The following is a 14,265-nucleotide window of genomic DNA, read 5'->3' on the forward strand; positions in this document are numbered from 1 at the left end:
CCGCCTCAGGTGGGTAAACAGCCGGGGATGACCGGCAATTTCCAGGCACAAAAAAAGCGGCTCAATGAGCCGCTTTTTGATGGACCGAGAAGATCAGGCCTTCTTGTAGACCGGGAACTTGGCGCAGATATCGAGCACCTTCTGCTTCACGTCCTCGATCGTCGCCTCGGCATCGCCCTTCTCCAGGGCATCCAGCAGGTCACAGATCCAGTGAGTCAGCTGCTGGGTCTCGGCCACACCGAAACCGCGAGTAGTGATGGCCGGGGTGCCAACACGCAGGCCGCTGGTGATGAACGGGGAGCGCGGGTCGTTCGGGACCGCGTTCTTGTTCACCGTGATATTGGCGCGGCCGAGGGCCTCATCCGCATCCTTACCGGTGTATTCCTTGCCGATCAGATCCACCAGCATCAGGTGGTCGTCAGTACCACCGGAAACGATGTTGATACCGCGATCCAGGAAGGTCTCCGCCATGGCGCGGGCGTTTTCTACCACCTTCTTCTGGTATTCCTTGTACTCGGGGCTCATGGCTTCCTTGAAGGAAACCGCCTTGGCCGCAATTACGTGCATCAGCGGGCCGCCCTGGCCGCCCGGGAACACGGCAGAGTTGAGCTTCTTCTCGATCTCGGCATTGGCGCGGGCCAGGATGATACCGCCGCGCGGGCCGCGCAGAGTCTTGTGGGTGGTGGAAGTCACTACGTCGGCGTGGGGGATCGGGGACGGGTATTCACCGGCTGCAACCAGGCCAGCAACATGGGCCATATCCACCAGCAGGTAGGCGCCGACTTTGTCGGCGATCTCGCGGAAACGTGCCCAGTCCATGATGCGGCTGTATGCGGAGAAACCACCGACAATCATCTTCGGCTTGTGCTCCAGCGCCAGGCGCTCCACTTCCTCGTAGTCCACCTCACCGGTTTCCGGGTTCAGGCCGTACTGCACCGCGTTGTAGATCTTGCCGGAGAAGTTCACACGGGCACCGTGGGTCAGGTGGCCACCGTGGGCCAGGCTCATGCCCAGTACGGTATCGCCCGGCTCGCACAGGGCCTGGTATACGGCCGCGTTGGCCTGGGAGCCGGAGTGCGGCTGCACGTTGGCATAGTCAGCACCGAACAGCTCCTTGGCACGCTCGATCGCCAGCACTTCCACCTTGTCCACAAACTCACAGCCACCGTAGTAGCGCTTGCCCGGGTACCCTTCGGCGTACTTGTTGGTCATGGAGCTGCCCTGAGCCTCCATCACCATCGGGCTGGTGTAGTTCTCGGAGGCAATCAGCTCGATATGCTCTTCCTGACGGCGATTCTCCTCCTCGATGGCTTCCCAGACTTCCGGGTCAAAGGAGGAAAGTGTGACTGATGAATCAAACATGGTTTTCCCTCGGTAAAGCGAGCTGATTACTGACTGGGTGCATCGGGAGCGACCATACCGCGGGGCCGGAATCGCAGGCCATCACAATGAGACATAGCGCGAGCCGGGGCCGCCACCGAAAGCTTGGGTATTCTAGAAAGGCGCGCATTGTACACCAAGGCGGAGTCCAGTGCGCCAGAACGAAAACGCGGCCCGAAGGCCGCATTAGAGAGGATCTTAGAAGGTCAGGGTCATGGTGCCGGACCAGAAACCGATGTCTTCCTCGATCATGGTGTACTCGAGCTCGACATTGGTGTTCGGGCTCATGTCGAAACCGATGCCACCACCCAGGGAGATACCGGTGTCGTCGCTGCTGGCGCTGCCGACGCTTACGTCTTCGTACAGCAGGCCCAGGCGGCCCTTGAAGTAGATGTCGCCGTAGGAGCGGTAGGTACCGTAACCGGCCAGAGTCTGCACATCGATGTCGACGTCGTTCTGGAACACGTCCGCTTCACCGCTGATCAGGGAGTTGGTGTACTCCGCCTCGAAGCCCCAGCCGGAAGGCAGGGTGTAACCGCCGCGCAGGCCGACGTTGAACGGGCTGTCTGCGTTGCGGACGTCGATATCCATCAGGCCAGCAGTCACGCCCCAGTAAGCGGTTCCCTGACTCTGGGCATTGACGCCAGCAGAACAAGCCAGCAGCAGCGCAGCGGCGCCGGTAGCAATCTTACGCATAGGATTTCCCCAATACTTGTTGTCCAAGAAATTTTGCGCGGATTCTAGCCGCGTTTTATCCCGCAGAACAGTTACCAGAGTCACAATCGTGCGCAGTAAACGCCGCAGGGCTCTCTCTGACTACCGGCTGACTCGATTGGTTCCGGAGGCGCGGAGCCTTTTTTGCGGGCCCGAAAAGCAAAGACCCGGGTAACTACCCGGGTCAGACGCCGATGGTTCGGGGAATCAGAACCGGTAACCGAGACCGGCCATATAGACCAGCGGGTCCACTTCAACTTCTGCCGTAATCGATCCAACACCGGGCACTTTCACCTCAGCATCGGTATCGATGTCCATCCACCACACAGACAGGTTGAACAACCAGCGCTTGTCCGCGCCAAAGGCAAAATCCACACCCGCTTCCGCTGCCAGACCGACAGAGTCCTCCAGGGAGATATCGGCATTGCCAGAAGCTCCAAGAGTTGCAAATAGATTATTGGCTTCGCTACTGACTTCTTCTTCGAAAAAAATCGTGTAATTAACCCCAAGGCCAAAATAGGGCTGGATATCGGCCAGCGGCAGTTGCGGGTAGTACTGCACCAGCAGCGTGGGCGGCAAGTGCGTCGCCTCACCGAGATCAAATTTCTCACCGAGGCCTGATACCGCGAGATCGTGACTGAAAGGACTCGCAGCCACCAGCTCCACACCCCAGCGATTGGTGAGCATTAGCGTGGTCGTGATGCCGAGCGCGGAACCGTCTTCAACCTCCACCGCAGTGCCAGCCCGTTCTGTACCGCCGAGAGAGAGTGCACTGGAGCTCACATCCGGACTCACCGTGGCCGCCCCCGTGCGTAGAATGACTTCGCCCGGCTGGTAGGCCAGTGCGGGTGCAGATAGAAATACAGTTGCCAGTGCAGCAAGGAATCTCATTGGGCTCTCCATAAACCTGAAAAGGATCAATCGATAAAGATTGCCCCGCCCCTGTGGAAACACCCGGTTATTGTTATGTCGATGCCATCGACCTGGGCGAGACAGGTAAAGAGTAAAGGGCGCAGCGGCGGAGCTCTTGATGCAAATCAATGGGACGGCATCGCTGCAACAAAATCGCCATCAACCCGTCACCTTTTCTCGTTACCCTGCCTTACGGCCAATTAACGCCATGTCAGAAAAAGATAAAAACATAATCACAAACAATAAGGGGCTACACCGTGCGCATTATTATCCCTCTCCTTTCCTGTCTACTGGTCAGCGCCTGTACGAGCAATCGGGCTACAGACACAAACACTTTCAGCGGCACATTGAACAAAGAAGAAAACCGCTTTTACCTGTCGAGCAACAGCGGTGAACGCGTATTCCTGAGCGCCATGCCCCAGCTGGATTACAAGGACTATCTCGGCCAGAGACTCTCGGTTCAGGGCTCCAGCTGTATCTCACAGATCGCCGGCTCAAACTGCCTGGAACCCCAGCAAATCATTCTGGTAGCAAATGAAGAACTAGAGCTGGTCTACGACTGGCAGCAGATCGATCTGGAAGATTATTTCTTCTGAATTTCAATCAGAGTTTCACTTTCACAGAGCTTTGAGAAGCCCCGCCGATGCTCTATTCGGCGGCCGGCCATTGCCCCGTAACCCACTCCCCCCTGCCGCAGGCGACATCCTCGGGCAAGGGGAGGCAGGCGCCGATCACCGAGCCAGTTGATCCAGGTCAAGTGCCCTCCACTCCACTCTTCCAGAATGACGCTGAACCACTCGCGCTGCATCCAAGGGAGATCGCCATGCACCACCTCTACCGCCAACTTTGCGATGACCATCACAATATGCAGAAACTGCTCAACGCATTTGACCGGCTGTTGCGCGACCTCTCACGGCGGGACCGGGACCCCGACACCCTGAGCCTGATTCTGGATGCTCTCGACTATATGAGCATCTACCCGGATCGCTGGCATCACCCGGTTGAGGATCTGGCGATGAAGCGGCTACTGGAAAAGCCCGATGCAGATCGCGAGGCAATTGAGATTACCCAGAGGGAACACCGCTCAATCACAGCCGCCACCCGGCGCATGAGCGCGCTCTTCTATGCCGTCGCCAACGATGCGGCCGTAGAGCGCAGCCGGTTATTGCGCGCCACTCGCGATTACCTGCAGCTTCAGCGGGCCCATATGCAGCGGGAAAACCAGCACATATTCCCCCAGCTGGCAGCGATGCTCACTACAGAAGACTGGAAGCACGTGGAAACACAGATAAGAAACCAGCAGGACCCTCTGTTCAGCTCAGACCTCAAAAGGCTGTATGAATCCCTGCATCACTACATCGTTGACCTCTACGAACCCGAACGCGCCAGCGCCTGAATCAATTTTTTAGCGGAAAAAAAACAACACAGGGAGTAAAAGACGGTGAGCAAAACTGAAAATCACGGGCTTTCCATCGGAATCGAACGTATCGGCGCCGAGTTCTTTCTCTACATCAAGGTGATAGGCAAGCTCACGCACGAGGACTACGAGATCATCACGCCGATGCTGGAAAGCGCATTGAGTGCCGTCGCCAATCCGCGCGTCAAGGCGCTGGTGGATGTGACAGAACTGCGTGGCTGGGAACTGCGCGCGGCGTGGGACGACCTGAAACTTGGCCTGCGCCATGGCAGCGAGTTTTCCCATATCGCGGTGATCGGAGTTGAAGGCTGGCAGGAGCTGGCAACCAAAGTCGCCGGTTGGTTTACCGCAGCGGAAACCCATTACTTCGAGGAGCGTTGCAACGCTCTAGAGTGGCTGTCAGTAGCTGAAAAAAGCGGCGGAAATAAAGAAGAGGAGGAAAAGGCCGGCGCTTAGGCGCCGGCATCTTCGTAACTACAGTGAGTGCCCGCCAGTTCACTGAGTGCGATCAAATCGAGGATTTCCACCTCTCGACCGCGCACGGCGATCACCTTCTCGCGCTGGAACTTGGTCAGCAGCCGGCTGACGGTCTCGGCCGTCAGCCCCAGATAATTGGCGATATCAGTGCGCGGCATCGACAGTACGAAAGCGGTGGCGGAATAACCGCGACGGGAATAACGGCTGGAAATATTCATCAGCAGCGCCGCCATGCGCGTTTCGGCGGAGCGCTTGCCCAACAACAGCAGGGTTTCGTTCTCTTTTTTCAGCTCTTCCGAGAAGATGCTGTAGATCTGGTGCTGCAGTGCCGGCACCTCCTGGGCAAGCCCCTCTAACTGGGCAAAAGGCAGCACACAGACGGAACTGTCTTCCAGGGCCTCGGCAAAGCTCGAGTGCATGCGCCCACTGTAAGCATCCAGTCCCAGCAGTTCTCCCGGCAGCGCAAAGTGCGTGACCTGGGTATCGCCGTCAGCGGCGATAACCGTGGACTTGAAGCTACCGGAGCGGATTGCAAACAGGTTGGCAAACGGATCGCCGGCCCGATAAAGGGTCTCTCCGGCCCGCAACACGCGTCGCTTGCCGGTGATTTTTTCCAGGCGGTCGATCTCTTCGGCAGACAGGTCCGCAGGCAGGCACAGTCGCCTGACCGAACAGTTTCCGCAATTTACCGCTGAGAGCGCATCTTTCATGGGCGGGCCATCGACACTGGGTGATAAAGCGCCATTGTAACGCCTCGGCGCAGAGCTGTCGCAACCCATCAGATCACCTTCGAATAGCGCGGCGTTTCCTGCCGACGGGCCAGGTAAGCATCGAAAGCGGCAGCCACGTGGCGTACAAACCAGCGCCCCAGCGGAGTGATCCACAGCCGATCGGCATCTTCCTCGATCAGGCCATCGGCCTTGAGTGGTTCCAGCCTCGCCCTCTCGGCGGCAAAGTAGTCGTCAAAGGCTGCACCCGCACGGCGGGCCACCTCGGACTTGTCCAGGCTGAGCCGACACATCAGCTCCATGATCACATACTGGCGCAGGCGGTCATCGGCAGAGAGCTGCCAGCCGCGGAACACGGCGGAACGCCGCTCGGCGATCGCCGCGTTGTAGTCCTTGAGGCGGTGATGATTCTGCCAGTAGCCATCGGCGCTGTAACTGATCGCCGAGGCCCCGAGCCCCACCAACGCATCGGCGGGCATCAGGGTATAGCCCTGGAAATTGCGCTGCAGTTCGCCATCGCGGGCGGCTCTGGCCATGCTGTCATCGCGACGGGCAAAGTGGTCCATGCCCAGGTAGTCGTAACCGGCCTCTTCCAGTGCCTGCACCGCGGCCAGCTGCATCTCCACCTTTTCCGCGGCACCCGGCACCGCGTCGGTATCGATCAGGCGCTGGGCTTTGAAGCGCTCAGGCAGGTGGGCATAGTGATACAGGGCGATACGGTCCGGCGCCAGTTCCATGACCTGATCGATAGTCCCCCGCAGCGTATCCAGGTTCTGGTGCGGCAGGCCGTAAATCAGATCGTAGGAAATGGACTCAAAGCCCTGCCGGCGCGCCTCGTCGGTCAGCTCCCGGACCTGCTCGGCGGTACAGATACGGTTGATGGCCCGCTGAACGGTCAGGTCAAAATCCTGGATGCCGAGGCTCAGGCGGTTGAAACCCAGCTCGCGCAGGGTGGCGAGACTCTCGAGCTCCAGAGTACGGGGATCCGCCTCAATGCCGTATTCACGCCCCTCGCCACCGAGATTGAATGTCTCCCCCAGCCCCTCGACTAGCCGGTGCAGGTCGCCGTCATTGAGGAAGGTGGGTGTGCCGCCACCCAGATGCAACTGCACGACCGGGACATCGGCTACCCGGTCGCGATAACTGCGGGCCTCCGCCAGCAGCTGCTCCAGGTAGCTGGACGCCAGCCCATATTGCTGGGTCACCACCTTGTTACAGGCACAGAAGTAACAGAGGGAACGGCAGAACGGGATATGCACATAGAGAGAGAGCGCGCGTATATCTTTCAGCGCCGCCCAGGGCTCGGCCCCGCCCAGCGCCCCAAAGCGGTCCGCAGTGGGGTAGGACGTGTAGCGCGGACAGGAAGAGCCGTAGCGATTGAGAAGCGCCGCACTGGGCACGGAATCGGCCTGCACCATTTCTTCACACCTGTGGTAAATCGTTGGTGCAAGCCTACTGAGGCGGGACGGGCTCCCTCTTGATACACATCAAGTTGCCCGCCGAGTCAGTCGCCCGCAGGTCGCCGGAACAGGTTCTGGATACTGGAGAAGTCCAGCCGGCGGTTGTCGTCATCACCGCCGTGCAGCTGGTAGAGGTTCTTGGCCAGAGCCCCAAGGGGAGTGGAAGTGGCGCTACCGGCGGCAGTATCCATTGCCAGCCCCAGATCCTTCAGCATCAGCGCCACAGAGAAGCCACCGCTATAGCCCCGGGAGGCAGGCACCCCCTCCATCACACCGGGATAGGGGTTGTACTTGTCCAGCGACCAGTTGTCGCCGGAGCTGGCCTTCATGATCTCCGACAGCACCGTCGGATCCAGGCCGTTGTCCACCCCCAGCTGCAGTGCCTCGGCGGTGCCGATCATATGAATGGCCAGCAGCATGTTGTTACAGATCTTGGCCACCTGGCCACAGCCCGCCGGTCCGGCGTGAAAGATGTTGGCACCCATGGCCGACAGCACCGGCCGCGCCGCCTCCACTGGCGCTGCCTCGCCACCACACATAAAGGACAGTGTGCCCGCAGCCGCCGCGGCGGTGCCACCGGAAACCGGGGCGTCGATGGCACGGATACCCCGCTCGTCAGCCGCGGCAATCAGCTGGCGGGCATCGCTGGCGGCGATGGTGGAGCAGTCGATGACCAGCGTCTTGGAATCCAATGCCTGCAGAAGCCCGCGCGCCCCCAGATAGAGCTCCTTGACGATGCCGCCATTGGGCAACATCGAGATCACCGCATCGGCACCACTGACCGCATCGTGGGCACTGTCAGCCGTCGCACAGCCATCCTGCCGCGCCTGCGCCAGGGCCGGCGCGGCGGGGTCGAACGCGGTCACGGAAAAGCCGGCTTTGACCAGGTTCGCCGCCATGGGGCCACCCATATTGCCCAGGCCGAGAAATGCGATTTTTTCCATGAGGTTTTCCTCTCTCTTTATTTCTTTTATTTCCTTCAGTTCCTTCACGAGCAGCCCGGGACCGGCTTGAAGAACCTAGAGGTCCGCCAGCGGATGCGCTCCCTGCCAGGGTGGCTCGAAGCAATGCTCGACATCTTTCCAGTCGATCCCGTTAAGGCTGTCGGGCTGCCACTGGGGCGAGCGGTCCTTATCGATCAACAGTGCGCGCACGCCCTCTCGGAAGTGACCAGTGGCACAGAGATTCACTGCCAGAGTCAGCTCCATCTGGAACACCTCGGCAAGGGACTGGTGGCGGCCACGCCTCAACTGCTCCCAGACGATCCAGGGCGTCAGGGGGGAACCGCCGGCAAGGGTTTTCGCGGCCTTGTTCAGCCACTCATCCTCACCCTCGTAGCTGATAATGGAGTCACAGACCTCCGGCAGGCTGGCGAAGTCCGTCAGCACCTGGATCTGGTCGTAATGGGCGCGCAGGTTGGATGCCGGCTGCCGGTCGAGGCGCAGCTCCAGCCCTTTCAGGCAGTCGCTGACCAGTCGGTGATTCTCGCCCTCGTTTGCGGAGAAAGGCAGATCGGCCAGGGAATCCAGCGTGGCGAGGCGTTCGTTGTCAGCGATCATGCGATCCGCAAGCCCGGCAAACAGGGAGTCACTGCCGTTGAACTGGGCCCCGGTGAGGCCGAGAAACAGCCCCAGGCGCCCGGGCATCCGGTTCAGGAACCAGCTGCCACCCACATCGGGGAACAGGCCGATAGTGACTTCCGGCATGGCCATGCGAGTGCGCTCGGTGACGATACGGTGGCTGGCTCCAGCCATAATGCCGATGCCGCCCCCCATGACGATGCCGCTCCCCCAGACCACGACCGGCTTGGAATAGGTGTGGATGCGGTAGTCCAAGCGGTATTCGCGGGAGAAGAATTCGGTGGTGTATTCCGTTTCCGGCGCCTCACCATAGCCATTGGAGGCTTTATAGAGGGAGACCACGTCGCCACCGGCACAGAAGCCCTTCTCCCCACTGCCCTCAATCCAGACACAGGCCACACTGTCATCTGCCGCCCATTCCTGCAGCTGCCGGTCCAGTAGCTCGATCATTTCCAGGTTCAGCGCATTGAGCGCCTTAGGCAGATTGAGGGTCGCCAGCGCCAACGCACCACGACGGGAAAACAATACGGGGGGATCCTGATCCATCGCTCTTCATTATTTCCTGCAACTAGGGGCAGAAGAGTTAAACATACATCTACCCTACAGTCAGCCGGGCCCCGGCAAGGGCCCGGTTGCACTTTTCCAACAACCTGATAAGTTGCGCGCAAATTCTGAGCGATTCCAACCGTCTTTCTTATACGGAACTCCAACGGAACCCGAACTGGACCCTTAAATGGCTGAATACGTATACACCATGAACCGGGTCGGCAAAGTAGTGCCGCCCAAACGCGAAATTCTCAAGGACATCTCCCTGTCCTTCTTCCCCGGCGCCAAGATCGGCGTGCTGGGCCTGAACGGCGCCGGTAAGTCCACCCTGCTGCGTATCATGGCCGGCGTGGATCAGGACTATAACGGCGAAGCCCGCGCCATGCCGGGCATTAAGGTCGGCTACCTGCCCCAGGAACCACAGCTGGATCCGGCCAAGACCGTGCGCGGCAACGTCGAAGACGGCATGCGCGAGGCCATCGACGCCCTGCAGGGCCTGGAAAAGGTCTACGCCGACTATGCCGAGCCGGACGCCGACTTCGATGCGCTGGCCAAGAAGCAGCAACAGTACGAAGACATCATCCAGGCCTGGGATGCCCACAACCTGGAGCACCGCCTCGAAGTAGCCGCCGATGCCCTGCGCCTGCCACCGTGGGATGCCGATGTGAACAACCTTTCCGGTGGTGAAAAGCGCCGTGTGGCCCTGTGCCGCCTTCTGCTGTCCCGCCCGGACATGCTGCTGCTAGACGAGCCAACCAACCACCTCGACGCAGAGAGTGTGTACTGGCTCGAACGCTTCCTGCACGACTTCGACGGCACCGTGGTGGCCATCACCCACGACCGCTACTTCCTCGACAACGTCGCCGGCTGGATCCTGGAACTGGACCGCGGCCACGGCATTCCCTGGGAAGGCAACTACACCACTTGGCTGGAGCAGAAAGAGAAGCGCCTGGAGCAGGAGCAGAAGGGTGAGCAAGCCCGTGCGAAGGCAATGCAGAAAGAACTGGAATGGGCGCGCCAAAACCCCAAAGGCCGCCAGTCCAAGAACAAGGCCCGCCTGTCCCGACTGGAAGAAATGCAGTCCCAGGAATTCCAGGCCCGCAACGAGACCAACGAGATCTACATTCCGCCCGGCGAGCGCCTGGGCGACAATGTGATCGAACTGGTCAATGTGAGCAAAGCCTTCGGCGATCGCGTACTGATCGACAACCTGTCCTTCCGCGTACCGAAAGGTGCCATCGTCGGTATCGTCGGCGGCAACGGCGCCGGTAAGTCGACCCTGTTCCGCATGATCAATGGCACCGAAAAGCCGGATTCCGGTGAGATCAAGATCGGTGAAACCGTTCAGATCGCCAGTGTCGACCAGAGCCGCGAAAACCTGGACGACAACAAGACCGTGTGGGAAGCCGTGTCCGACGGTCACGACATGCTCAAGATCAACAACTACGAAGTAGGCTCGCGCAACTATATCGGCCGTTTCAATTTCAAGGGTTCCGATCAGCAGAAGCGCGTGGGCGAGCTGTCCGGTGGTGAACGCGGCCGCCTGCACCTGGCCTACACCCTCAAGCAGGGCGCCAACGTACTGCTACTGGACGAACCGTCCAACGACCTGGATATCGAAACCCTGCGCGCACTCGAAGAAGCCCTGCTGAGTTTCCCCGGCTGCGCCATGGTGATCTCACACGATCGCTGGTTCCTGGACCGGGTAGCGACTCACATCCTGGCCTACGAAGGCGACAGCAACGTGGTGTTCTTTGAGGGTAACTACACCGAGTATCACGAGGACTTCGTCCAGCGTAAAGGTGAAGACGCGGCTCCGCACCGCATGCACTACAAAAAGCTGAAGACCTGAGTCGACTCAAGAAGCCCGCACAATGCGGGCTTCTTTTTATCGGCAGATTTTATGATGGCTCCCGGCCCCACTGAGCCAGTGCACAGGGACTCATCCGCTACGTGCACGCAACAGAATATTGCGCGGCGTCAGGCTGTAATCACAGAACTCGCCGAGCTCGACAGCAGCCCCGCCCTCCTGCAAGAACAACGCGCGATCCAGCACCAGCCATAATTCCAGTGGCCGGCGGAAGATATGCGCCATCAGCTCCATGCGTCGTACCCGGCGCAGTCTCTGCAACCCCAGGGCCAACCACTTTTCCTCATCGATCCCCACAGGAAAATCCAGCTGCTTGCGCGCCGCCGCCCAGCGGGCGAACGCGGAGAAACTCTCCTTCAACAGGCTTTTGCGCACATTGGGCACCGGCAGGTAGCTATCCTCGCCGCGCAATTCCCGCTGCAGCTCGTCGAAGGCCAGCCGCCAGTGCAGCTCAAGCTCACGCAGCCGGCGGACACCGGCTCCCGCGGTCACCGTCTCCTGCAGCGGCAGGTGCAGATCATCTTTTGTGAGGCTTAACTGGGCACTGGACCCAGCTTCAGACATGGGCACAAACTCTTCACTGTTGATCAGGTGATAGCAGCAGGGGGAGATCACCAGGCAAGCACCATTGTTGTTTCGCCAGTGCCGCATCAGGGTGGTGTGCAGATCCCCGCAGGCATGTAAAGCAACTGCCTGCTCACCCCGCCTTACCCACTGGAGCGCCTCGGGACTGAAGGCATCGCACTGCACGAAGCGCATTGAAACATCGGAGCGCTGTGCCAACGCCTCACCTTCGTGACAGAGCTGCGCCTGCCATTCCAGACTCGTCACCGGTCTGCCATCCACCGAGGCAATCAGACGGCCCAGATGTCCCTTACCGGCACACCATTCGAGCAGCGGACCCGACTGCTCGGTGATGCAACCTGCGAAAGCGAGAATCTGCTGCCACTTGCGCCCGGGAATACCGTGGTCGAGACGATCGGGTGGAGATAGGTCCCTGCCGGAGAACCTGGGCAGTGCACTCAGGCGCAATAATTCCTCACCGTCGTCCAGCCAGGGCGATAAAGTCCGCACCGCCGCGACGCTATCCTGTTGCAGATACCCCAAGTCCGAATCCGACAGGGCATCCAGCATCGCGCAGAGTTCCGGATGACTTTTCTCCCAGCAGTACCCCCGATGGTGGAATGGGCGCACCTGCCACCAGTGACTATTCTGCGCCAGCAGTTGATCCAGCCGTTGAAATCGTCGTTGCAGTTCTTCTGCCTGAAATGCGTTTGCCCGCTGGCCCATCAATCAGTATCTCTTTCCGTCCATTACTGCCCCGCGTAGGACATTACCTATTTTATCGTCACAGCCTCATACGGCCGAGGCCATCTCGCTGATGGCTTCCGACTACTCCAGGGCATACACTGGAAGCCAACCTGCTGTCTGCAAACTCAGGAATGAGGAGGGAACCCGCCATGAGCATCAGCCGCTATTGTGTGGAGCTGCTGGAGGCGGCGAGCGTCTATCACGTGCGCTACGGGGATCGGCTCGCCAACCACCTGCCGATGGTACTGATTGCCCTGGACAAGATGGGGGCCAGTCGCGAGCAGTTACAGAATGCCTTCGATCGCTCCATAGTCCACCTGGAACGCCCGCCGCTGGATCCCGCCGGCCCTCTGTCAGAAGGTGAGACCATCACCGACCTGCGCAATCGTGAAGAGCGTTTCCCCAGTGCCCTCGGCTATTACCTGAGCCAGCTGCGCCAGCACGGCATTGCCGAGACACTTCGCCGTGAGTTGCCACCCCTGCTCCCGTCCATCGCCACCGCCGCCTTTCACGGTCTGATCCGGACAGCGTACGGGATCGACGCCGGGCACCAGCAGGAGGTGGCCACCGGTCTCGCCTACTGGAATATGGAGTACCGGGAACTTCCCTCCAGTGACGAGCGCCTGCCCATAGCCGCAACAGAGATCCCGGCCAGAGTAGCGGAGCGCTACCCGTTAATCTCCCTGGCACCGGGCAACATCAGTGACCATATGGCTGCGGTCACTCGCCAGGAGGACTGGGAGGAAACACCGATACAGCCAGAACAACTCGGCTTGCAGGATATCGCCGAAGTGGCACTGGCCGCCTACCGCGGCACCGGTGACTTCACCCTCCTGCACGGCGTCACCGGCTGCCACGCCCTGCGGCTCATACTGCCCTATTGCAGCGACCCGGAGAGTGCCCTGCGCTACTTCTGGAGAGGGCTGGTCATTGCCTATCTGAGCACGGGGCCAAAAGAAGTTTCAGAAGCACTACCCAACCTCTCTTCAGACCCCGAATGGAGCGAGATTATCAGACTGGCCTGCGGTAGCGACGACGACCACGTCATCAAGCTTTGCTACAGCGCCTGGCGGGAGGCGGATCACTATGGCAATAAGGACTATCGTTCCGCGGCAGCGCTGGTCGTGAAAAGCTAGCGCAAGCCCCGATCAGAGAGATCCAACCTGAAAGAGACACAAAACGGAAACCCCCGGCTCATGGCACTCACTCCATCCAACATGACCCCGCTCGGCAGCCCCATGCCAGCCTTGGCCCTGCCGGATGCCGCTGGCGACCCTCACCGCAGCGATGACCTTCCCGACGGGCCCGTACTGGTGGCATTCATCTGCAATCACTGCCCTTTTGTGAAACACCTGGCTGCAGCGTTCGCGGAGTTCGCACGGGAATATAAACAGGCGGGACTGAACATCGTTGCCATCAACAGCAATGATTTTACCCATTATCCGGATGACAGCCCGGAGAAAATGCAGGACGAGATCACCGCGCGGGGCTATGTATTTCCCTATCTGGTGGACGAGGATCAGGACGTTGCGAAGGCCTTTGACGCTGCCTGCACACCGGATTTCTTTCTGTTCGACGCAGAGCACCGACTCGTTTATCGCGGGCAGTTCGATGATAGCCGACCAGGCAACAGCGAACCCGTCAACGGTAAAGACCTGCGTGCAGCCGCGGATGCAGTGTTGGCAGGCAGGAGCCCGACTGAGGATCAAACGCCTTCGGTGGGCTGCAATATCAAGTGGAAATGACGCCGCAGTGTTAGTGCCAAATTGATTTAGGCATGGTCAATTCAAAAAAACTGCCGACTCTAAACTTAATCGACTCCATTAAATATCTATTAAACAAAAAAAAGGCAGGCCACCGTAGTGGCCTG

14 protein-coding genes are annotated in these 14,265 nt (G+C 59.7%); 6 read left to right on the plus strand and 8 right to left on the minus strand.

Annotation, left to right across the window (positions count from 1 at the left end; translation table 11 throughout):
* Positions 1-93: 93 nt before the first annotated feature.
* The 3 genes from glyA to AUP74_RS01590 all read right to left on the minus strand — a co-directional run bounded on the left by glyA (position 94) and on the right by AUP74_RS01590 (position 2,985).
* Positions 94-1,362 (minus strand): serine hydroxymethyltransferase, encoded by a 1,269-nt coding sequence (gene glyA, locus AUP74_RS01580; RefSeq protein ID WP_069946015.1) that lies wholly within the window; start codon positions 1,360-1,362, stop codon positions 94-96.
* A 216-nt stretch (positions 1,363-1,578) separates the two neighbouring features.
* A complete protein-coding gene (locus AUP74_RS01585; RefSeq protein WP_069946016.1) occupies positions 1,579-2,076 on the minus strand; it encodes an outer membrane beta-barrel protein in 498 nt (165 codons plus the stop codon).
* A gap of 225 nt (positions 2,077-2,301) precedes the next feature.
* Complete coding sequence (locus tag AUP74_RS01590) at positions 2,302-2,985, minus strand: OmpW/AlkL family protein (RefSeq protein ID WP_158514522.1); 684 nt, start codon at positions 2,983-2,985, stop codon at positions 2,302-2,304.
* Positions 2,986-3,353: 368 nt separating this feature from the next.
* On the opposite strand from AUP74_RS01590, the gene AUP74_RS01595 reads away from it, so the two are divergent.
* The 3 genes from AUP74_RS01595 (at position 3,354) to AUP74_RS01605 (ending at position 4,879) form a co-directional block, all read left to right on the plus strand.
* Complete coding sequence (locus AUP74_RS01595; protein WP_069946018.1) at positions 3,354-3,602, plus strand: hypothetical protein; 249 nt, start codon at positions 3,354-3,356, stop codon at positions 3,600-3,602.
* A gap of 227 nt (positions 3,603-3,829) precedes the next feature.
* Complete coding sequence (locus AUP74_RS01600) at positions 3,830-4,402, plus strand: hemerythrin domain-containing protein (protein ID WP_069946019.1); 573 nt, start codon at positions 3,830-3,832, stop codon at positions 4,400-4,402.
* A gap of 45 nt (positions 4,403-4,447) precedes the next feature.
* The gene (locus AUP74_RS01605; RefSeq protein ID WP_069946020.1) at positions 4,448-4,879 is read left to right on the plus strand and encodes a SpoIIAA family protein; all 432 of its coding nucleotides are present in this window, start codon (positions 4,448-4,450) and stop codon (positions 4,877-4,879) included.
* Here the strand turns inward: AUP74_RS01605 and fnr are convergent.
* The 4 genes from fnr to AUP74_RS01625 all read right to left on the minus strand — a co-directional run bounded on the left by fnr (position 4,876) and on the right by AUP74_RS01625 (position 9,214).
* The gene (gene fnr, locus AUP74_RS01610) at positions 4,876-5,610 is read right to left on the minus strand and encodes a fumarate/nitrate reduction transcriptional regulator Fnr (RefSeq protein ID WP_069946021.1); all 735 of its coding nucleotides are present in this window, start codon (positions 5,608-5,610) and stop codon (positions 4,876-4,878) included. The genes AUP74_RS01605 and fnr overlap by 4 nt on opposite strands.
* A gap of 68 nt (positions 5,611-5,678) precedes the next feature.
* The gene (gene hemN / locus AUP74_RS01615) at positions 5,679-7,046 is read right to left on the minus strand and encodes an oxygen-independent coproporphyrinogen III oxidase (RefSeq protein ID WP_069946022.1); all 1,368 of its coding nucleotides are present in this window, start codon (positions 7,044-7,046) and stop codon (positions 5,679-5,681) included.
* A gap of 86 nt (positions 7,047-7,132) precedes the next feature.
* On the minus strand, positions 7,133-8,032 hold the full coding sequence (gene mmsB, locus AUP74_RS01620; RefSeq protein WP_069946023.1) for a 3-hydroxyisobutyrate dehydrogenase: 900 nt from the start codon (positions 8,030-8,032) through the stop codon (positions 7,133-7,135).
* Between the two features lie 75 nt (positions 8,033-8,107).
* Entirely contained in the window at positions 8,108-9,214 is a 1,107-nt protein-coding gene (locus tag AUP74_RS01625; RefSeq protein ID WP_069946024.1) for an enoyl-CoA hydratase/isomerase family protein, read from the minus strand.
* A 187-nt stretch (positions 9,215-9,401) separates the two neighbouring features.
* On the opposite strand from AUP74_RS01625, the gene ettA reads away from it, so the two are divergent.
* Positions 9,402-11,066, plus strand: coding sequence for an energy-dependent translational throttle protein EttA (gene ettA / locus AUP74_RS01630; RefSeq protein ID WP_069946025.1), 1,665 nt, complete (start codon positions 9,402-9,404; stop codon positions 11,064-11,066).
* Between the two features lie 90 nt (positions 11,067-11,156).
* Here ettA and AUP74_RS01635 read toward each other — a convergent pair whose 3' ends face one another.
* Positions 11,157-12,374, minus strand: a complete 1,218-nt coding sequence (locus tag AUP74_RS01635) for a methyltransferase (RefSeq protein ID WP_069946026.1) — start codon at positions 12,372-12,374, stop codon at positions 11,157-11,159.
* 170 nt (positions 12,375-12,544) lie between these two features.
* On the opposite strand from AUP74_RS01635, the gene AUP74_RS01640 reads away from it, so the two are divergent.
* Together AUP74_RS01640 and AUP74_RS01645 are read left to right on the plus strand one after the other, a co-directional pair.
* Positions 12,545-13,531 (plus strand): questin oxidase family protein, encoded by a 987-nt coding sequence (locus tag AUP74_RS01640; protein ID WP_069946027.1) that lies wholly within the window; start codon positions 12,545-12,547, stop codon positions 13,529-13,531.
* A gap of 60 nt (positions 13,532-13,591) precedes the next feature.
* A complete protein-coding gene (locus AUP74_RS01645) occupies positions 13,592-14,140 on the plus strand; it encodes a thioredoxin family protein (RefSeq protein WP_069946028.1) in 549 nt (182 codons plus the stop codon).
* The last annotated feature ends 125 nt before the right edge of the window (positions 14,141-14,265 follow it).

It is taken from the genome of Microbulbifer aggregans (assembly GCF_001750105.1).
Lineage (GTDB): Bacteria > Pseudomonadota > Gammaproteobacteria > Pseudomonadales > Cellvibrionaceae > Microbulbifer > Microbulbifer aggregans.

Coding starts and splice junctions, on each gene's coding strand:
- glyA (WP_069946015.1), bottom strand. CDS start 1,362: ATGTTTGATTCATCAGTCACACTTTCCTCCTTTGACCCGGAAGTCTGG.
- AUP74_RS01585 (WP_069946016.1), bottom strand. CDS start 2,076: ATGCGTAAGATTGCTACCGGCGCCGCTGCGCTGCTGCTGGCTTGTTCT.
- AUP74_RS01590 (WP_158514522.1), bottom strand. CDS start 2,985: ATGAGATTCCTTGCTGCACTGGCAACTGTATTTCTATCTGCACCCGCA.
- AUP74_RS01600 (WP_069946019.1), top strand. CDS start 3,830: ATGCACCACCTCTACCGCCAACTTTGCGATGACCATCACAATATGCAG.
- fnr (WP_069946021.1), bottom strand. CDS start 5,610: ATGAAAGATGCGCTCTCAGCGGTAAATTGCGGAAACTGTTCGGTCAGG.
- hemN (WP_069946022.1), bottom strand. CDS start 7,046: ATGGTGCAGGCCGATTCCGTGCCCAGTGCGGCGCTTCTCAATCGCTAC.
- mmsB (WP_069946023.1), bottom strand. CDS start 8,032: ATGGAAAAAATCGCATTTCTCGGCCTGGGCAATATGGGTGGCCCCATG.
- AUP74_RS01625 (WP_069946024.1), bottom strand. CDS start 9,214: ATGGATCAGGATCCCCCCGTATTGTTTTCCCGTCGTGGTGCGTTGGCG.
- ettA (WP_069946025.1), top strand. CDS start 9,402: ATGGCTGAATACGTATACACCATGAACCGGGTCGGCAAAGTAGTGCCG.
- AUP74_RS01635 (WP_069946026.1), bottom strand. CDS start 12,374: ATGGGCCAGCGGGCAAACGCATTTCAGGCAGAAGAACTGCAACGACGA.
- AUP74_RS01640 (WP_069946027.1), top strand. CDS start 12,545: ATGAGCATCAGCCGCTATTGTGTGGAGCTGCTGGAGGCGGCGAGCGTC.
- AUP74_RS01645 (WP_069946028.1), top strand. CDS start 13,592: ATGGCACTCACTCCATCCAACATGACCCCGCTCGGCAGCCCCATGCCA.